Origin of the sequence: Streptomyces sp. NBC_00390, from assembly GCF_036057275.1 — a bacterium.
Taxonomy (GTDB): domain Bacteria; phylum Actinomycetota; class Actinomycetes; order Streptomycetales; family Streptomycetaceae; genus Streptomyces.
In genome coordinates this window covers 4,826,831-4,844,913 of record NZ_CP107945.1, presented here as the reverse complement: position 1 = coordinate 4,844,913, position 18,083 = coordinate 4,826,831, and the positions used below count along the sequence as shown (strand labels likewise).

Below are 18,083 nucleotides of genomic sequence, written 5' to 3'. Positions count from 1 at the left end.
TGTCGCGATCCTCCTTCGTCCGGGCCACCGCCGCGGCGACCCTTCAGCGGACATCAACCGGAATGCGTACGACGTCCTGGTCGATGTCGGACGTGCGTACGGTCAGGGCCAGTTGCCACCGCCCGCGCAGGGGCAGCGAGAAGGCGCTCGAGATGTGGTGGCCGGGGCCCGCGTACGTCAGGGGAACGCGGATCGGCCCCACCGAGGGCTTGCGCAGGCTGAACTCCGCCCGTACCTCGGGCACGTCCCGTGGCTGTCCCCGGGTGTCGAGAACCGCGAGGTGGACTTCGTTCACCCCTCTCGCCGCGGGGCTGACCACCACGGCGACGACACCTTTTCCGCTCCGCCCTCCGCTGTCGAAGGCTGCCGCCCGGCTGAACGGCACGGCGGTCCGGGGCCCGGCGGGCGCCGCTCCCGCCGCGGGCCGCCGGCCCTGCTGGTCGGCCGACGTCCCGCCGTCCGCGGTCGCCGGATCGGTGTTCGCCAGGACGGTCGAGACCGCGAGCAGGACGGCGGCGATCAGTGTCTCCGCCGTCACCAGCCTCCCGAAGCGCCGGACCTGGCCGCCGTCCGGCCCCAGCCGAGTCGGCCTGCGCCGGCCCTGGACCACCAACGGCGCCGGGCCGTAGTGGCGCCGCACCCATGCACGGGCCCCGGCGCCCAGCGCGACGAGCACGGCGACCAGGCACAACTTGGCGAGCAGGACGCGTCCGTACAGCGTGCCCGGCAGTGCCGACACACCGCCCAGCTGCCGCCATGCCTGGAAGAGACCGGTGGCCAGGAGCAGGACGACGCATATCCCCGCGACGCGCGAGAACCGGGTGACGGCGGGCTCCAGAAACGGGGCGTCGGGGGCGTCCCGCGACCGCAGCAGCACAGTGCCCAGGGCGACGAGCCCGCCCGTCCAGACCGCCATGGCGACGAGATGGACCGTGTCGGCCGGCACGGCGAGCGCGGCCAGTGGGCCCGCTGCGCTGTGGCCCGCGAGGCTCCATGTCAGGGCGAGCGCGCAGCCGACGCCGAGCACGGCGACGGTGTTGCGCATCCGGCGCAGCCACCCGGGGCCGACGGAGGGCCCCGCCCCGGATGCGTACTCCGCCCGGTCGCCCGGGACCGGACCGCTGGCGATCACTCGCCGGCGGGCGAGGACCAGTCCGGCCGCGACGAGAGCGAGCAGCACGGCACGCAGCACGAGCATCAGGCCCATGCGGCTGCCCAGCGTCGCGGCGATGAGGCGCCCGTCCAGGGCGGAGAACAGGGAGGTGCCCGCCGCGTACGGCCCGTAGACGAGCAGGGAGAGCACCGTCGCCGTCATGAGGGCGGACCAGCCGGTCCACAGAAGCCTGTGGACGGGGCGCCGCCGGAATCCGGCGGGCCAGCAGGCCACGACGAAGAAGGCGGTCCCCACGAGAACTGCGAAGCCCACGAAGGAGACCCACCGCGCCGCGCCGTGCAGGGCGACGGCCGCGGTCACCGCGCCGTGTTCCGCGCCTGCGGACGGGCCGGCGGACGCGGGCGAGCTCCCGGCCGTCGGCCGGCCGACGCTGAAGGAGAACGTGCCCTGCACGGGATGGGAGTCGGCCGAAACCGTGTGCCAGACGATGGTGTAGGTGCCCTTGGCCGACAGGGTCCGCAGCCTGACGGCGACCTTCTCGGCCCTGCCCCCGGGATGCTCCGGCCGGCCCGTCGCGACGGTGTCGCCGTCCGGCGCGATCACGCCGACTCGGGTCAGGCCGAGGCTCACGGGTTCGGTGAACGTCAGTGACACCCGTGTCGGCGGGGTGCCGAGCACCTGCCGGTCGACCGGTGCCGTCGACGCCACGGAGGCGTGGGCTCGGGCCGGGGTGGAGCCGACGACCACAGCCAGCGCTGCCAGCAGGAGTGCGACGCATGCGTACACGGACGTGTGGAGCGTTGCTCGGTGCATCGTGATCTCTCTCGTCGGAGGCGGTGGGGACGCCGACGGCCTGGGGGGACGGGGCCGCCGGCGCCCCCGGCTCTCTCAGGCCGCGATCTCTTCCTGCCTCTCCGCCTGGGCGGACGGCCTCGCGGTGGTCCGCCGCCGCCCGGCCGCCACCCAGCCGAGGGCGGCGAGGCCGACGGCCAGCCCGCTGCCGCCGAGCAGCCGCGACACCGTGTCGGTGGCGGGCGCCCGGTCCGGCTCGTCCGGGTTCCTGGCCGCGACCGGTGCCGCCGCCGCGACCGGTGCGGTGCTCTTCAGTGCGAGCACCGGTGCGGGGTGCTCGGGCTCGGCCGCGCCCTTCTCCGGGACGTCGATCCAGCGCACCACCTCGCCGTCCGAGTAGGTCTGCACCGCCTTGAAGACCAGCTCGGGGGCGTCCTCGGGAAGCGGCCCCAGGGACAGGGGGAACTCCTGGAACTCCCCTGGCCGGATGGTGCCGCCCTCCCACAGGACGGACGTGACCGCCTCGGTGATCTCGTGGTCACCGTCCACGATCGGCTGCTTCAGCCGCTCCTTCTTCACCGTCGCCTTCCAGCCGGGAACGGGCTGGACCGACACATGCCCCAGGGGGTGCTCGGCCGGGAAGGCTATCTCCACACGCACGGTGGAGTCGCCATCCCGCTCGTTCGGCACCCGGAAGGCGGCCTTGGTGAAACCGCCGGGCTCGGCCGTCCCCGGGTTGACGGAGACGTGGGCGAAGGCACCGGGCGCGGCGAGGAGAACGACGGCGGCGGCTCCGGCGACGGCCGCGGCCGACAGGCGGCGGCCGGACGGATGCCCGGGAGCGCGGGAAATCATGGGAATCGGTTCCTTTCAGCAGGGGGACGGGGACGCGCGGAGGGGGGAGGACGGCGGACCGTGCTCAGTCGATGAGGGGCAGGTCCGGTACGGAGACGACCGCCGGGTCGACCTGGAAGATGGAGACGAGTCCCGCCATGCCCTCGTGGGTCTCCGAGTGCGAGAAGATGTGGCAGTGGATCATCCACTTGCCCGTCCTGGTGGGTGTCCAGACGATGTCGTAGGTCTGTCCCACGCCGACGTTCAGCGTGTCCATCTCCTGCGGGACGGGCAGCGGCCGGCCGTCCTGCGCCACCACCGTGAAGTGGCCGCTGTGCAGGTGGATCGGGTGGATCATCTCCGGGCCGGTGCCTATCAGACGGATACGGACCTTCTCGCCCACACGGGCGCTGAGGCGCTCGGTCGCCGGGAAGCTCTTGCCGTTGAACACGAAGCCCAGCGGGCCGTCGCCGATCATGATGCGGTAGTCACGGTCGGCCTGGATGTCGCCGGTCCTCGGCACGACCTCAAGGGATCCGTAGAGTCCCTTGCCTTCCTGCTCGCCGTGCATGTGCGAGTGGTACCAGTGGGTTCCCGGGCTGATCGCCTTCCACTCGTAGGTGTAGCTCTCGCCGGGCTCGATCTCGGGCTGCGTGAGACCGGGTACGCCGTCCTGACTGTTGGGCAGGTCCATGCCGTGCCAGTGCACGGATGTCGGCTCGGGCAGATCGTTCTCGACGACGATGCGGACCGGGTCGCCCTCGTTCACGCGGATCACCGGGCCGGGGACGATGCCGTTGAAGGCGTATGCCTCGCGGACCTTGCCCGGCGCGGTCTCCCAGGAGACGGGCGCCGCGTGGAGCTTGAAGACCTTGACCCCGTCGACGACCTCGTAGGGCGCCAGTTGGGTGCCGTCCCCGAGGTCCTTGGCCTCGCCGGGCGCCCCGACCGCGGACGGGTTCGGCCGGTGCGGAGCCTCGGGAGCCAACTGCTTCATGAGGACGGGGGCGAAGGAGGTCAGGCCGATGACGGCGAAGAACGCGGCGCTCGACGCCAGGACGTGGGAGAGGCGGAACGTGCGGCGGGGTCCGGCCGGTGGAGGGTACGCGGGGTCGGGAGATTCCATGGAAGTGTGTCCTTCTCATGCGCTCATGAGGGCTGTGAGGAGAACCGGGGGGCCGCCCGCGGGCGGCCCCCCCGGCCGTGGTGGATCGCTACGAGCACTTGCTCTCGTAGTCGATCGGGTTGCGCTGACGGCAGGTCAGCTGGTCGTTGACCGCGTTGCTGGGCACGCGCTGAGCCCAGCCGTTGTAGACCAGCGGGACCGCGAGAACACCCTGACCGCCCATGCCGGCATAGCCGGTGATCTTGTCGTCCATCTTGGTGTTGTCGTCACCGGTCAGGAGCATCCGGCCGACGACCTTGGCGTCCGAGATGTTGCCGTCGTTGTTCGGGTCGACGTCGACGACGGACATGGCGTTCGAGAACTTGCTCGAGACGTAGCCGTAGTAGCCTCCGCCCTTCTTGGCGCCGAAGTTGATGCCGTGGCACCCGGCGTCACAAGGGAGGTACTTCACGATCTTGTCCGTCTTGGGGTCGATCACCGTGATGTTCGACGTCAGGGTGTTCGCCACCAGGAGGGCACTGCCGTCCGGGGCGACCGGCAGCTGGATCGGCAGACCACCGAAGTCACCCGTGGCACCCTTGACCGGGTCGTAGTCGCCCCACAGGTCGATCTCCTTGTAGTGGGTCTTCGTGCCGCCGTCGACGCACGCGTCCTCCTTGAGGGAAATACACGAGACGGAACCACCAAGGAAGTTGGCCTCGTACGCCTTGGCGCCGTCCGGCGTCATGCCGGTCGCGATCGGCAGCTCGCCGGTCTTCTCCTTGCGGATGCCGCCGGTCGGAATGTCCACGACGGTCGAGTCGTAGGTGTTCACGTTCGGCGTGACCATGTGCTTGGCGTCGCCGCTCATCCAGTGGGCGTGCGGGTGGGCGATCTTCTCACCCGTGCCCTGGACGGGAATACGCCGGTCGACACCGGTGCCGCCCGGCGCCAGCTCCATGACCGCGCCACCGCCGTTGAGGGCGACATGCAGCTGATCAGTGTCCGTCCTGGTCATGACGTGGGACGGGTCGGGGCCGACCTTGATCTGCCGGACGAACTCACCGGTCTTGCGGTCGAAGACGTCCAGCTTGTCGTTGAACCACTCGGTTTGGTAGATGTACTTTTCGTCGCGGTCCGTCCACATGTTGTGCGGGTTGTTCATGTTGATCTGGGGCAGCGCGACCTTGCGCTCGACGGTCCAGTCGGAGGCGTCGATCTTGGTGGCCGCACCCGGCTTGGACTTGCCCTCGAACTTCTCGAACTGGGTGTCCACCCAGACCTCACCGACGCCCGGAACGCTGGGCTTCTGGTTCGCGGCGGGGAGGGTCTTCGGCGTGTTGAACTTGTTCTTCAGGTACGCGTCCAGGCTGGGGACGAGCTCCTGCTTGCCGTCGCTGGTGCTCATCAGGATCGGCGCCGGCGGGTAGGACGGGTCCCACTGCGTGGCCTCGGTGTCGCTGTACCGCTGCCAGTTGGCCGGAACCGTGATGTTGAAGAACTTCTGCACCAGCTCGGCGATGATGTCGGCGTTGGACGGCACGTTCAACGAACGGCTGTTGACGCGGAGCTTCTTGCCGAAGTCCAGGCCCGGGGTGAGCGGGTCGTCGACGACGGTCGCACCGAGCATGAACGGGTGCACCTTGCATGCGAAGGCGTACAGGCCCGGCTCGGTCAGCTGGACGCTGGTCTTGCCGACGAAGGCGCCGCCCTGGTCGAAGGGGAAGCCCTTCGCTCCGTCCGGCCAGATGAGGCCGGTGACGGTGTGCGCCGAGGCAGCGGCGGGAGCCGAGATGTCGAAGTTCGCCGTGACCGGGAGCTCGACGTCGTTGGTCTCGGCGTACTTCTGGATGTCCTCCAGAAGCGGGAGCAGCTCGACGCCGACCGGCAGGTCGTCCAGCGTGGTCGGCGCGTTCGCCGGCTTGTCCTTCATCTCGTCGGACAGCTGGTCGAGCAGCATGGCCGCCTTCTCGGCGCGGGGGTCGCCATCGGGCAGGACCTTGCCGATGGCGTCCTTGGTCGAGTCCAGACCCAGCAGCTTCAGCGGGTCGACCCCGAGGTCGCCGATCAGCGGTGCGTCCGAGCCGTCGTAGTCGAACTCGTCGAGGCCGGAAAGGTCGCCGTTGAGCGCACCGAGGGCGTCGTCACCGAGCAGGCCGCCGTCGCCGGTCGCCTCACCTATCAGGGGGAGGCCGTCAAGGTTCAGCCCCGGAAGGCTGGACGTGGTGCTGCTGAGCGGTACGCGCGGCATCTCGGCCACCGCAAGGGCACGACCGCCGAACAGGTTGGTGTTCGTGTCGAACCACGCGTTCTGGTTGTCGGTGAGGTGGAAGGAGACGGGCAGGGGCCCGACGCCGACCGGGCCACCGCCCTCACCGTCACCGCCGCCCGTACCGCCCGAGGGCGCCGGGGAGCTGGTGCCCGTGGGAGCCGACGTCGGCGTCGGGCTGGAGCTGCTGGTCGGGGTCGGCGAGGGCGACGACGACCCGCCGACGACCACAGTGCCGGTCATGTCCGGGTGGAACTTGCAGCGGTAGTCGAAGGTCCCGGCCGACGTGAAGGTGAAGGAGTAGTTCTCCCCCGGATCGAGGTCGGGTGAGTTCAGCGGTCCCCCGGTCACGCTGTGGATGACGCTGTCGTCATTCGACCAGGTCACGGAGTCGCCGACCGCTACGTTGATGCTGGCCGGGTTGTACTGCAGATTCCTGATCGAGACCGAGTGAGTCGCCGCGGAAGCCGCGGGAGCGGTCATGGCCAAGACGAACCCGCTCAAGGCGAGCGCCACGGCACCCGCCACAGCACGCGTCGTCCAGGGCCGGCGTAGCCGCCCCCTGGACGGGCGCCTGCGTGGCGCATTGAGAATGTGCATCTTAACCCTTCTCTCAATTAGAGATGAGTACATCGGCAGGCGTCACCACAGAGGCTTCACAGTCGCCGCCAGAAATTCATGAAGGCACGACCCGACGAAATCCTGTGAATCGCATCCGGCTCCACCTCTCAGCCGGAACCGAGACGTCACCTGCACCGTATGGAGCGAAACATCTACCGAGCCCTTATGTCCCGCTTATCTCGGCACTGTTAATCGAGGATTAATAGAGGTTCACTCAGATCTATGGGGTACGTGAAGACGAACATTGAGGCGTAATTACAACATCAGCGAAACCAAAATACAGACACCTCGGAGAGTGATCGAATGATGAAAGCAGGGCACTCCAACAGGTCCGGGTGAGCGCAATGGTCGCGCGAAAGTGTCAGGTATTTGCCTTCCAGGCCGGTGGCATCCCGATCACGTTCACCGGGAAGCATGGAAGGGCCACGCCGGCCCCGACAGAACCGGTTACCAAAGGGATCAAACACAGAGCCGTCAGCCTTGACCGCAATCAATTCCGTGAACCCTGGTCAAGGGGTCCGGCCGAATGTCACCATGACGGCGTGAACGCAGAGGCCGCCGGCACACCAGGGTCGAACACGCCCTCTGCGATTCACCGGACTCGGCCGCGCCCAACCGGCAGCGCAGGACAGAAAGTGAGAATTCTTATGGCTCCCGCACGAGACGCTCACCGCACCAGGTGGTTCCTCTGGTCGCTCGGCGCCCTGCTGCTCGCCACTGCCGGCGGTGCCGCCGTCATCGCGGCCGTCGGCGGCCCAGAAGACCCAAGCCCTGAGGAGCGCGCGCGGCAGGCTCTCCAGCCCGCGCGGCACACGGTCACCTACCAGGTCACGAGCCCCGGCTCGACGTCAGCGCTGATCACCTACCGGGCGGACGGCGTCAACAACGACAAGAGCGTGGACAACGCCAAGCTCCCGTGGAAGAAGCAGATCGCCATCACGGCCGGACCCGGGGCGGCTGTGGCGCAGGTGATGGCGACGGGCGGGAAGGCAGGGTCGGTATCCTGCTCCATTCGCATCGACGGCCGGATCGTCGACAGGCAGACCGCCAAGGGCCAGTTCACCGATGTGTCCTGCTCAAGTGTCGTGCAGCCTGGCGGGTGACGGTGAGCAGATGCCGGGCGCCCCACTCTCCGACACCCGCCGACGCCCCGGAGCTGGACCGTCAGGACGGCACCCGGCCGCCAAAACACAGGAAGACAAGGAGAAAGGGAGAAGGAAAACGACACCGAGAGTCCAGCTTATTATGCGAACGGAAGTCGGCGCTTCGACCAAGGAGTTCTCCGACATGAGTAAGCAGCCCGGGTGTGTGGCACCGCCGATCAGGCTCGGCACACAACCGGGGCAGGGCACTTATGGCGCCACCGGGTGATTTCCGAAGATCAGGTCGAGCACGTACGTCCCGCCGGGATACTGGCCGTAGGGATGGAAGCTGCTTGTCGGGAATCTTGTCGTGGTCGCGGTGGATCCAGTGCGAACCGTTCTGGTAGATGTCGCGCTGATTGGCGTGGTCGATATCGGAAACCGGATTGCTGTACGGGCTGACAACGTTGCGGTCGATCACCGCGCGGGCGTGGCTCCCGTCATTCCGCAGCGACCGGACGGAGAAATCCGCTCCAGTTGTGGTGCGTCGGAGTCGTACATAGGAACTGCCACTGATCTTCTTGTGGCGTGTGGTCGGACTGATACCCTTCGGTGTGAACGTGCAGGGATTCGGCTGGTCGCGATGTGTCGCGGACTCGGCCCGGCAATTTCCCGTCTCCTACACCATCCCCAGGTCGTCGCCGTGAAAACCGGTATTCGGAGCAGTTGCCGCTTTCACGCCCGATTCCATCGCCGGGGGCGTCAATGTACGGGTCCGGAATGGAGGCCTCGTGCGTGGTGCGGGACATGGTCGACGTGCGGATGCCGGCGGGCGGAGTGCCGCCTGGTGCGGCGCCGCTCGGCGCTTCCTCGACGTTGGCGATGGCCACCTCGCCCCCGTAGCGGTACCGGGTCACGGTGCGCGGTACGCCCTCGGCCACGGGAAGGCTGCGATCGGCGTCGATCCCGTACGCGCCCCGCCGTCCGGGCACAGCGCGGGTGCGGGCATCGGTCTCAAGGCGTTCGATGTCACGGAACAGAGCTTCGGCGCGTCCGCTCAGGCCGCGGTCGATCGTGACGGTCCATCGGCCGGCATGCCAGGTGTCACCGGCGACGGCCGTGGGACGGTGTTCCTCTCCCACGGCCGCCCGTGCTGCGGCGATCGCGTCTTCGGTGCCGACGGGGAAGGACGCCGCATCGGCTGTTCCCCGAGCGGCGGACAGGTGGACGACGGCACCGGTGCGGCGGTCCACCTCCGCGGAGACTGCACGGGCACCGGCCTCGCCCGCTTCGACGTCTCGTCGGCGGAGCGGCCGCAGCGCGTCACCGTCCAGGTGGCTGACGGCCTCCTGGCCAACGAGCTGCCGGTCGGCGGAGAAACCGGAGACGCTGTCCTGGACGAAGCCCTGCGCGGCCTCGCGTGCCTGGTCGGAGGAGAGCGTGTGGTCGCGGCTGCCGGTTCGGATCCTGCATCGAGTCACGCGTAACTCGCCTCCTCACGGAGCCGCCTTGGCGGCAGCGGCGTGGATACGTCACCTGCTCTACGGGGGCGAGCGGCGCGTGAGTCGCACGAGAGGAGAAATTTTTCGAGAGAGTGCGCGGACGCTGTGACCTCGGCGCAGAGGCGGCAGCCGAGTTCCCGTCGTCAGCGGTCCGGCAGCAGCGTGGCAAGCGCACGGCCCGGCTCGATCGAGCCGACCGGACCCGATGGGTCGAGCGGCGGAACCGGCAGCCGGGACGGGACTACGGCGGACACGTCCGGCGCCGTCGGCAGAGCCAGTTCGGGCCCTTCCGGCAGGGCCGGCAGGGCGGGCAGGGTTGGCAGGGCGGGCAGGGTTGGCAGGGCGGGCAGAACAGTGCCCTGCAGGTTCGACGGTGCCGCGGACGCCGGCGGCAGGGGGCCCACGGCCGTCGGCGACACCGGACCGTCCCCGAGCCCGACGGGAAGACCGGACAAGGCCGTCTCGGACGGAATCGATTCTCTGCGCCCCGCTGAGGGCCCCGCACCGGCGGGGAGATGCGTTACGTACGGACGCCGCGAAAGCGGAGCCTCCTCGGTCTCCGCTTCGGAAGGTGCGGTCAGGGCCAGTCCCGCCACCGTCAGGGTCACCGCCACGGACGCCAGCGCGGCTGTCTGCGCGGCTTCCTTCACCACTCGCGGCCGCCCGCGCCACACCCAGACGGCGAGAACCAGTGTCGCCGCCAGTACGGCGCGGAGCGCCCTGCGGGCCCTGGCCAGAAGCGACCGAACCGCCTGGTAGCTGAGTCCCGTGCGCTGCGAAATCTGTGCGAGGTCAAAGCCCTGCGCCCTCAGGCTCAGCACCTCCGCCTGGCGTAGCGGAAGGTCCGCGCTGTGGCCGGCAAGCCACTTCGCCTCCGCCTGGTCGCACACCGCCTCCTCCACCGTGGCGGGTCCGGCCGCGGCGCGCGCCGAACGGGCGTGAACCTCGGCCTCGCGGTTGATCTGCCGGTACCGGTCGACGCACAGCCGTATCGTCACCGATGTCAGCCACGCGCCCAGCCGGGCGTCATCCACGTTGGCGTTTTCCGCCGCACGGACCATGGCTTCGTGTACCGCGTCCTCGGCGTCATCCACATTCATAGACCGCCGTCGCGCCACCTTCAGCAAGGACTCACGGTGGCTCAGCACCCGCTGCCAGCGATCGGGGGGATGCCCGTCCACCGAACCTTGCTCCGCAGGCTCATCGTGTCCGCTCACTGTCGCCTCTCACCCCGCCGAGATCACGTGCCGACCACCGCCCACGAACCAGCACAGTGCGAGGCCCGTGCGTGGGGGCTCCAGTCGAAGACGCCGCAACGAACGGGGTCACAACCCAGCACCTCGGCGCGGCTCCTGGTCCTCTGAGTCGGGCTGCGCGCCCCGCGGGGTGGCCGAGGTCCGCGGCATCGCCGCCGGCGAACAGGTGGGCACGCGCGGCGTCGTTGAGCTGCAGTCCGTCGGCGAGCAGTCCGGCGACCGCGCGCGACGGCCGGCACAGTCCGGCTTCCACGTCGAGCAGGTAGCAAGCGGACAGGCCGAGCGGCCGTGCGGCTTCGCGTAACCGCCAACCGCGCCGGAGCCTGGCCGCGTTCAGCATCGGGCCGAGTCCAACGGCCGGTATACGGCCGGGCTGTACCGCGATGACATCTCCCATCGACAACCACCCCGAGTCAGAGGCTATGCCGCCGTCTCGTCGTCCCGATGTCTACGGCATTTCCTGAGCATTACAGGCCCGGCAGCGGCCTGTGGCGTGTGGCGTGTGTGACAGCAGACAACAGCGCCCACGGCGCATCGGAGACCGGTCGGCGGATCCGTGCATCCCGCGGCCTCGAAGGGCTTTTGCGCTTGGGCGGGTCTGTCCAGTGAACGGCCCTGTCTCACATTCGGTGGTGACGGAGCGTGCTGCTATCCGAGGAGGATGCGGTGCCGAAGCAAGGTGAAGCCTGCTCGTCCGTGCATCTGGCGTGCGATCCATTTGGTCTTGGTGTTGACGCCCTCGGTGGGGCCGTTGCTGTACGGAAGCGTGAGCCCGGCGATCACGGCGTCGATGTCCCGGTCCAGGCCTCGGGTGAAGGCATGTAGATGGGGCAGGTCGGCTGCTCGGACTTGGGCGATCCAGCGCGTGAGCGCATCGGCATTGTCGGTGTGAGGCGCAAGGAGTGGGGCGAAGTCCCTGATATCTGCAGCCAGTTGGGTCATCTCGGGGCAGGCGGCGGTGAGCTTGGCCAGGAGCTCGTGTTGCTCGGCCTTGAGGTTGTCGGGCCTGGTCAGCAGCATCCGGGCGAGCCTGCGTGGGGAGATGTGGCTGCGGTCGGCGTCCGCGCGGCCTTGGTTGATGTACTTATGCAGGAGGTTGAGGCAGCCGGCGAAGCCGAGGGCTTTGATCTCTTCGAAGAGGTGCTTGACGGGGACGCTGGGGTCTTCGGCTCGGCGTTTGCGCAGGTGCTCGCGGTAGGGGTCGACGAGGCTGGCGCGGTATTTGGGGACGCGGAGCATGCGCTCGGGCTTCTCGGCTCGCGCGTAGCGTTTGACGGTGTTCAGGGCCAGCTGCAGACGGCGGGCGCATTCGAGCAGGCCCACACCCTTCTCGAGCATGCCGTGGACCTGGTGCCAGCGTTCCAGGGTGGTCTGGGCACGGGGCCCGTCGTAGATGGGCGCGTCCAGCACGGCGGCCCAGCAGGTGCTGTGTGCCTTGACCTCGCTCAAGGCGGCTTCGCACAGGTTGTGCCACACATGCCACCGGTCCGCGACCTGCACCGCGTCAGGCAGGGCGCGCCGGATCGCCTCGGCGTAGGTGGCTGAGCCGTCGCGGCACACGATCTCGATGCCAGGATGGTCGCGCAGCCACGCCTCCAAGGTGTCGGCCGTGCGGTCGGGCAGCACGTCGATCCGCTCATGGGTCTCGGCATCGATGATCACGGTGGCATAGCGGTGCCGCCGGCGCAGGGCGAAGTCGTCGACGCCGATCACACGGGGCACCCGCCCGGTGGGCAACGAGATCCGCAGCAGGGTGCGCAGGGCCGTGTGACGCGACAGGCTCACCGCCAATATCGCCAGCAGACGTGCCCCGGCCCGGCCCGCTAACTCCTTGACCACGGCCTTGATCTGCCTGGTCAGACGAGCGGTGCGTCGCTGGTACCGGTCCAGGACGCCGGGCACCTGTTCGCGGAAGGTGTGACGGCAGCCGCGCGTGGGACACACCAGACGCCGCACCCGCACACGGACCACCACCCGTCGTTCATCGACCGGCAGGTCCGCGACTGTCCGCCAGTGATAGCCGTGCACGCGTTCCGACGGGGCCCCGCACACCGGGCAGACCGCAGTGTCCCGCGGAGTCCGTGCCCGCACCACGATCCGCTCACCTTCGTCGACCACATCCGCGATGACCAGCGGGGACAGACCCGAAAAGACCGTCTGCACGAGCTCGTTGACATCCTTCACGCGAATGTCAACGACCCATCACGACGCTCCGTCACCACCGAAAGTGAGACAGGGCCCAGTGAACGGTGTTTCTGGAGTTGTTAGTGTTCAGCGGCGGGCGGCGGACAGCCGGCCGTCGAAAGGGCGGGTCTACTCCACGGCTCGGCCTGCGGTGCGCATCAGTTCACGGATCTTGTACCCGTAGGTCTCGGCGAGACTTTCCCCGGCGTAGCACAGCACCTCGTCGCCGTCGTAGTCGCCTTCGCAGGCGTCCAGGCCGTCCAGTACGCCGAGGGCCACGGCCTCGGCCGCGTCAGGCATGCCCAGCGCCAGACGGCGACGGACATCGGCCTCGTACTGCTCGATGATCGGCTCGATCAGACGGCTCGCGGCCTCGTATACGTCGGTGTACCCGAAGCCCGGGCGATAGCCGGTGCTCAGATGGTCGCTGTCCAGGGTGCGCAGGGCCTGCTCGACCTCGGCCGCCGTCCCCTCCTGAAGGGCGGTCAGTTCGACGCGGGCACGCGGGGCGAGCAAGTGGACGGCCAACTGGTCTGCTTCTGCGCGCAGTTCGGGCCGAGCATCCAGCAGCCGGTCCAGCACCGCGGCCTTCTCCACGGCGGTGAGTGCGTCCAGGGCTTCGCCGGGGGCACAGGGGGTGTCGTCGACGGGTGCGGCGTGCCAGGGCAGGCGCCGTTCGACGGCGTGCAGGGCGAGTGCCACGGCATGCCGGCACAAGCGTCCTGACGCCAGGGCGCACGGGCCGTCGCATTTCGCCGTCAGTTCCCGGCCTACGACCTGCACCCATACACCGCGAGCGGCGCCCGAGCCGTCCCGCACCAGGCCGCCGATGCCGCGGGGCTCGCTCTCCGCCTCGATCACCGCACCGTCGGCGAGCAGGGTCCGCCCCTCGGTGACCTCGGTGTCGTCGGCGAACGCGTACACCGTCCCCTCGTCCATGACCACAGCCATGCGGTCATTCAAGCGCACCCCCGGGAGAGTGGGCGAGCGGGCGGCCCTGGCCACTACGCTCGGTGCGGAGACGGCAACACCTCCGCGAGCACGAGCTACCGCAGTGGGCAAACGCAACCAGGAACGACGGCGTGCGAAGAAGAAGCAGCGCGATACGCGGCAACGTGCCCGGGCGGAGCAGGAACGGGCCTTCGACGCCGCGTCCGGGTTCGGCGGCTGCGACTGCGGCGATCCCTTTCCGCGGGGTGGGCGGCGGGCGGCCGGGGCGCGTCACCTGTCCGCCGTGAGCTGACTGCAGGAAACGGCTGCGACGTTCGCGACCAGCGAGACAGCGATGCCGGTTCGAACGCTGGCGGGTTGGCACTTCAAAGGTGCAAGGCGGCCTCCACGGTGATCCGCGATCGCGGTGACCACCGCCCACCAGCCCCGCCCCGATCCCTGCCCTCGCCACCGTCCGGGGCCAACGCCGGGCCCGGACGCACGAATGAAAGGACTCTTGAATAAGTCCAGATATAATAAGCGCACCTATCCATGTAGAGGTGTGCCGTGGACAAACCTGCCGAGATGTTCGACCGCGACTTCGAGTGGGCCGAGCTGACCCGCTTCGCCGCCCTGCCCGGCCCGCGCGCCACCCTCGGCGTGGTCTCCGGCCGCCGCCGCCAGGGCAAGACCTTCCTCCTGGACGCCGTCACGCGGGCAAGAGGCGGCTTCATGTTCACCGCCACCGAGACCACCGAAACCGACGCCCTGCGCCAGTTCGGCGAAGCCCTCGCCCGCCACCGCGACCAGCCCACCCCGTTCCGCTTCACCCACTGGGACGAGGCCGTCACCGAGCTCATGCGCATCGCCGACAGGGGCGGCCCCACCATCGCGGTCATCGACGAGTTCCCCTTCCTCGCCAAGGCCTCCCCCGCCCTCCCCTCGATCATCCAGCGCGCCCTCGACCCCGCCGCCCAGCACACCAACACCCCCGTACGGCTCCTGCTGTGCGGCTCCGCCCTGTCCTTCATGGGCGGACTCCTCGCCGGCAACGCCCCGCTGCGCGGCCGCGCCGGCCTGGAACTCGTCGTCCCCACCCTGGACTTCCGCCTCGCCGCCGAGTTCTGGGAGATCACCGACCCGCGTACCGCACTGCTCACCCACGCCATCGTCGGCGGCACCCCCGCCTACCGCCGCGAGTTCACCCAGGGCGACGCCCCCGCCGGGCCCCACGACTTCGACGCCTGGGTCACCCGCGCCGTCCTCAATCCCGCCCGTCCGCTCTTCCGCGAGGCCCGCTACCTGCTCGCAGAGGAACCCGAACTCCACGACACCGCGCTCTACCACTCCGTCCTGGCCGCCATCGCCGCCGGAAACGCCGCACGCGGCGGCATCGCCGACTACCTCGGCCGCAAGTCCACCGACCTCGCCCACCCGCTCAGCGTCCTCCAGGACGTCGGCATGATCACGCACGAGGCCGACGCGTTCCGCCGCAACCGCTCCGCCTACCGCATCGCCGAACCTCTCATCGCCTTCTACCACGCGGTCATGCGCCCCGCCTGGGGCGATCTGGAACGCCCCGGACGCGCCCCCGCCGTCTGGCGCCGCGCCCAGTCCACCTTCCGCAGCAAGGTTGTCGGCCCGCACTTCGAACAGGTCGGCCGCGAATGGGCCCGCTGGCACGCGTCCCCCGCAACCCACGGCGGGCACGTCACAAAGGTGGGCAGCGGCACCGTCAACGATCCTGCCGCGAAGACCAGCCACGAAGTCGACGTCGCGGTCCATGGCGAGACCGACAGCGGCCGCGAAGCACTGCTCGCCATCGGCGAAGCCAAATGGAACGACGTCATGGGAAAGGGCCACCTCGAACGGCTCCGCCACATCCGTGCTCTCCTCACCGCGCGCGGCACCGCCACCGACGTCACCCGGCTGCAGTTCTACAGCGGCACCGGCTTCACAAACGAACTACGCCACCTCGCCGAGAACGACCCCACCATCCAGCTGATCGATCCAGTTCGCCTCTATCAAGGCGACTGACCCGATCGCAGTTACCGCACCTCTACGGGGCGCATGGCCTCCACCGGTACCCACGGGTCGGCGAGTTCACCTTCCAGGGCAAGACGGTCTTCGTCATCGCCAACCACTTCAGATCCAAGGGCGGCGACCAGCCCCTGCACGCCCGCTACCAGCCGCCCACCCGCTCCTCGGAGACCAGGCGCGGCCAGCAGGCCACCCGACCACATACTGATCAGCCCCGCCCTGACGTCGTACGACTACGACATCGTCCACACCAACGCCGAGTTCGCCGACCAGGCCAGCGACCACGACCCCCAGGTCGTCCGGCTCACCCCCTGACACCTGGCCTGTCACTCCGTCCGCCTTGCCCTGCCAACCGCGGAAGGGCAAGGCGCAGGCAGGACGCATCCAGCGGCCAGTCTGTCTGAGTGCGTTGTGGCTAACCGGATTTCGTTCGAGGCGTGCGGCGCGGGTGATCATCTGGACAGAGGTACGGGTGCGGTCGCGGGCATGAAAGAACGGGCCCCTTGGTAGTGACGCGGTTACGACACCAGCACGACCAAGGAAGCCCGTTGCCCGATCAGTTGAGCAGTACCACTGTGCCTGCGTCCACCGCGGTCACCCCTGCGTGTGACTGCTACGTGCACCGGTTCGGTTCGATCGCTCCGGGGCTGCGGGCAGGCTGCTATCCCAGTGACATGACGGATGCGGAGTGGGCCGAGGTCCGCTCGGCGATGCCGGTTCCGGCCTGGCTGCTGAAGCGGGGCGGGCGTCCGGAGGCGTACTGCCACCGCGAGATACTCGACGCGGTGCGCTACCTGGTCGACAACGGCGTGAAGTGGACGGCCATGCCGGTCGACTTCCCGTACTGGCGGGCGGTCTACGACTTCTTCCGCCGCTGGCGGTCCTACGGCTATGTGCGTGAACTGCACGAACGCCTGCGACGTTCGGCGAGGGAACGCTCGGGCCGCAACGCCGAGCCCAGTGCGGGAGTCATCGACAGTCAGTCGGTGGACGCCTCCGAGACCGTCGGCGAGGACAGCCGCGGATACGACGGCGGCAAGTCACGTGACGGCCGCAAGCGTCACATCCTGACCGACACCGAGGGCCTGCTCCTGGAGGTCACCGTGACCACGGCCGATGTGCACGACTCCAAGGCCGCCCCCGCACTGCTGGAGACGTTCATGGACCAGCCGGGCCGGCTGCTGAAACTGGTGTGGGTCGACAGTGCCTACCAGGGTCCGGCGCTGGCGAAGGCGTTCGCCCGCCACGGAGTCCGGACCGAGGTCGTGCGCCGCTCCGACGGACAACGCGGATTTGTCGTCCTGGCCCGCAGGTGGGTCGTGGAGCGCACGCTGAGCTGGCTGGCCCGCTCACGCCGCCTCAACCGCGACCACGAACGCCGCCCCGACCACCACGCCCAGATGGTGTGGTGGGCCGCCGTGATCAGGCTGTCCCGGCGCCTGGCCGCAGACGCTCCGCGCTGGCCGGAGAAACGCCCCGCCCGACTGCTGCGGGCACGGGCATGAACCGTCCGTCCTTCGCCCGCACCAGCCAGCCCCGCTTCTCCAGCACGTAGGCACGGTGCCGGATCCTCTCCACCTCGTTCTTGATCTCCGCCTCCCGGCCCACCGCCCGCGTCAGCTCCACCCCGTTCACCGGCCCCGAAGCAGCCACCACCGCGGCGAACACCTCCCGGTACAGGCCGCTGAGCACCTCCTCGCCCATGCCCGACCGCCACACCGGCGGCCGCTCGCCATGCCCCGCGCCGGGGCCGCCCGATCCCACGGCAGCAGCCATCCCACCACCGGACAGCACGGAAACCGGCGTATTCACCGCGCCCTCCCCGGCCAGCACCGACACGAGCTCCTCACGCCCCACCCGGGCCCGCTCGACCCGCTCCCGCGCGGCATCCACCTCCGCCTGAGCCTGCTCCAGGACCTCCGTCCAGGACTCCAGATCCTGCCTCGCCCGCGCCTCACGCTGTTCCATCAACCCCAGCACCGACGGCATCGCACCCTCCTCGATCCACAACAAGCCGTCCGCTGCCTGCCCCTACCCCTCCGCGATCATGCCCCGCACACGACGAAGCCCCTGCTCATCGAACAGGGACTCCCTTTGCCACAACGCACTGAGATGCGCAAAGTCAGCTGAAGTGGCGGGAGTCCAACGGCATCGCGGTGCTCGGCGAGCACACCTCCACCAACACCTCCAACGCTCCGCTGGCCTCCGTCGCCCGCGTGGCAGCCGGGAAGCTCGCCAGTACGGCGCCGACCCGGCCGACACCGTGCAGCTCAACGCCGGAGCGAGCCAGAAGAGCCACCAACAACGGCCGTCCCACCATCCCCACCGACGGCCTCGTCTATATCAAGTAACCC

At 69.2% G+C, this 18,083-nt stretch carries 15 protein-coding genes and 1 pseudogene; 6 read left to right on the top strand and 10 right to left on the bottom strand.

The features are described 5' to 3' along the window. Positions 1-43: 43 nt before the first annotated feature. The 4 genes from OHS70_RS21310 to OHS70_RS21295 form a co-directional block, all read right to left on the bottom strand. On the bottom strand, positions 44-1,927 hold the full coding sequence (locus OHS70_RS21310; RefSeq protein ID WP_328399403.1) for a copper resistance CopC/CopD family protein: 1,884 nt from the start codon (positions 1,925-1,927) through the stop codon (positions 44-46). 75 nt (positions 1,928-2,002) lie between these two features. Continuing rightward, the gene (locus tag OHS70_RS21305) at positions 2,003-2,761 is read right to left on the bottom strand and encodes a YcnI family protein (protein ID WP_328399401.1); all 759 of its coding nucleotides are present in this window, start codon (positions 2,759-2,761) and stop codon (positions 2,003-2,005) included. A 64-nt stretch (positions 2,762-2,825) separates the two neighbouring features. After that, positions 2,826-3,866, bottom strand: coding sequence for a multicopper oxidase family protein (locus OHS70_RS21300; protein WP_328399399.1), 1,041 nt, complete (start codon positions 3,864-3,866; stop codon positions 2,826-2,828). Between the two features lie 88 nt (positions 3,867-3,954). Beyond that, positions 3,955-6,714 (bottom strand): cupredoxin domain-containing protein, encoded by a 2,760-nt coding sequence (locus OHS70_RS21295; protein WP_328399397.1) that lies wholly within the window; start codon positions 6,712-6,714, stop codon positions 3,955-3,957. 668 nt (positions 6,715-7,382) lie between these two features. Here OHS70_RS21295 and OHS70_RS21290 point away from each other — a divergent pair. Further along, the gene (locus OHS70_RS21290; RefSeq protein WP_328399395.1) at positions 7,383-7,838 is read left to right on the top strand and encodes an MmpS family transport accessory protein; all 456 of its coding nucleotides are present in this window, start codon (positions 7,383-7,385) and stop codon (positions 7,836-7,838) included. A gap of 479 nt (positions 7,839-8,317) precedes the next feature. Here the strand turns inward: OHS70_RS21290 and OHS70_RS21285 are convergent, their stop codons facing one another. Further along, positions 8,318-9,070 (bottom strand): hypothetical protein, encoded by a 753-nt coding sequence (locus tag OHS70_RS21285; protein ID WP_328399393.1) that lies wholly within the window; start codon positions 9,068-9,070, stop codon positions 8,318-8,320. Between OHS70_RS21285 and OHS70_RS21280 the strand changes: the two genes are divergently transcribed. Beyond that, positions 9,041-9,304 carry a hypothetical protein gene (locus OHS70_RS21280; RefSeq protein WP_328399391.1) on the top strand — a complete coding sequence of 88 codons (264 nt, stop codon included), beginning with the start codon at positions 9,041-9,043 and terminating at the stop codon, positions 9,302-9,304. The genes OHS70_RS21285 and OHS70_RS21280 overlap by 30 nt on opposite strands. 158 nt (positions 9,305-9,462) lie before the next feature. Here the strand turns inward: OHS70_RS21280 and OHS70_RS21275 are convergent, their stop codons facing one another. From OHS70_RS21275 to OHS70_RS21260, 4 genes are all read right to left on the bottom strand, one after another. Continuing rightward, positions 9,463-10,467, bottom strand: a complete 1,005-nt coding sequence (locus OHS70_RS21275; protein WP_443062754.1) for a sigma-70 family RNA polymerase sigma factor — start codon at positions 10,465-10,467, stop codon at positions 9,463-9,465. 52 nt (positions 10,468-10,519) lie between these two features. Next, on the bottom strand, positions 10,520-10,915 hold the full coding sequence (locus OHS70_RS39090) for a helix-turn-helix domain-containing protein (RefSeq protein ID WP_443062753.1): 396 nt from the start codon (positions 10,913-10,915) through the stop codon (positions 10,520-10,522). A gap of 308 nt (positions 10,916-11,223) precedes the next feature. Then, the gene (locus OHS70_RS21265) at positions 11,224-12,759 is read right to left on the bottom strand and encodes an ISL3 family transposase (RefSeq protein ID WP_443062632.1); all 1,536 of its coding nucleotides are present in this window, start codon (positions 12,757-12,759) and stop codon (positions 11,224-11,226) included. 129 nt (positions 12,760-12,888) lie between these two features. Next, positions 12,889-13,710, bottom strand: coding sequence for a hypothetical protein (locus OHS70_RS21260; RefSeq protein ID WP_328399386.1), 822 nt, complete (start codon positions 13,708-13,710; stop codon positions 12,889-12,891). A 564-nt stretch (positions 13,711-14,274) separates the two neighbouring features. Here OHS70_RS21260 and OHS70_RS21255 point away from each other — a divergent pair. The 3 genes and pseudogenes from OHS70_RS21255 to OHS70_RS21245 all read left to right on the top strand — a co-directional run bounded on the left by OHS70_RS21255 (position 14,275) and on the right by OHS70_RS21245 (position 17,234). Beyond that, entirely contained in the window at positions 14,275-15,726 is a 1,452-nt protein-coding gene (locus OHS70_RS21255; RefSeq protein ID WP_328405793.1) for an AAA family ATPase, read from the top strand. Positions 15,727-15,770: 44 nt separating this feature from the next. Then, positions 15,771-16,044: pseudogene (locus tag OHS70_RS21250) on the top strand (hypothetical protein); the annotation flags it as partial. A 359-nt stretch (positions 16,045-16,403) separates the two neighbouring features. Beyond that, positions 16,404-17,234 carry an IS5 family transposase gene (locus tag OHS70_RS21245; RefSeq protein ID WP_328392310.1) on the top strand — a complete coding sequence of 277 codons (831 nt, stop codon included), beginning with the start codon at positions 16,404-16,406 and terminating at the stop codon, positions 17,232-17,234. Here the strand turns inward: OHS70_RS21245 and OHS70_RS21240 are convergent. Further along, positions 17,152-17,718, bottom strand: a complete 567-nt coding sequence (locus OHS70_RS21240) for a hypothetical protein (protein WP_328392304.1) — start codon at positions 17,716-17,718, stop codon at positions 17,152-17,154. The two genes, OHS70_RS21245 and OHS70_RS21240, sit on opposite strands and share 83 nt — an antisense overlap. A 167-nt stretch (positions 17,719-17,885) precedes the next feature. Here OHS70_RS21240 and OHS70_RS21235 point away from each other — a divergent pair, with 167 nt between their 5' ends. After that, on the top strand, positions 17,886-18,080 hold the full coding sequence (locus OHS70_RS21235; protein WP_328399385.1) for a hypothetical protein: 195 nt from the start codon (positions 17,886-17,888) through the stop codon (positions 18,078-18,080). Positions 18,081-18,083 lie beyond the last annotated feature (3 nt).

Excerpts from the sequence above, each read along its gene's own strand:
- OHS70_RS21240 (WP_328392304.1), bottom strand. The coding sequence starts at position 17,718 with ATGCCGTCGGTGCTGGGGTTGATGGAACAGCGTGAGGCGCGGGCGAGG.
- OHS70_RS21295 (WP_328399397.1), bottom strand. The coding sequence starts at position 6,714 with ATGCACATTCTCAATGCGCCACGCAGGCGCCCGTCCAGGGGGCGGCTA.
- OHS70_RS21255 (WP_328405793.1), top strand. The coding sequence starts at position 14,275 with ATGTTCGACCGCGACTTCGAGTGGGCCGAGCTGACCCGCTTCGCCGCC.
- OHS70_RS21260 (WP_328399386.1), bottom strand. The coding sequence starts at position 13,710 with ATGGCTGTGGTCATGGACGAGGGGACGGTGTACGCGTTCGCCGACGAC.
- OHS70_RS39090 (WP_443062753.1), bottom strand. The coding sequence starts at position 10,915 with ATGCTGAACGCGGCCAGGCTCCGGCGCGGTTGGCGGTTACGCGAAGCC.
- OHS70_RS21310 (WP_328399403.1), bottom strand. The coding sequence starts at position 1,927 with ATGCACCGAGCAACGCTCCACACGTCCGTGTACGCATGCGTCGCACTC.
- OHS70_RS21305 (WP_328399401.1), bottom strand. The coding sequence starts at position 2,761 with ATGATTTCCCGCGCTCCCGGGCATCCGTCCGGCCGCCGCCTGTCGGCC.
- OHS70_RS21290 (WP_328399395.1), top strand. The coding sequence starts at position 7,383 with ATGGCTCCCGCACGAGACGCTCACCGCACCAGGTGGTTCCTCTGGTCG.
- OHS70_RS21300 (WP_328399399.1), bottom strand. The coding sequence starts at position 3,866 with ATGGAATCTCCCGACCCCGCGTACCCTCCACCGGCCGGACCCCGCCGC.
- OHS70_RS21245 (WP_328392310.1), top strand. The coding sequence starts at position 16,404 with ATGACGGATGCGGAGTGGGCCGAGGTCCGCTCGGCGATGCCGGTTCCG.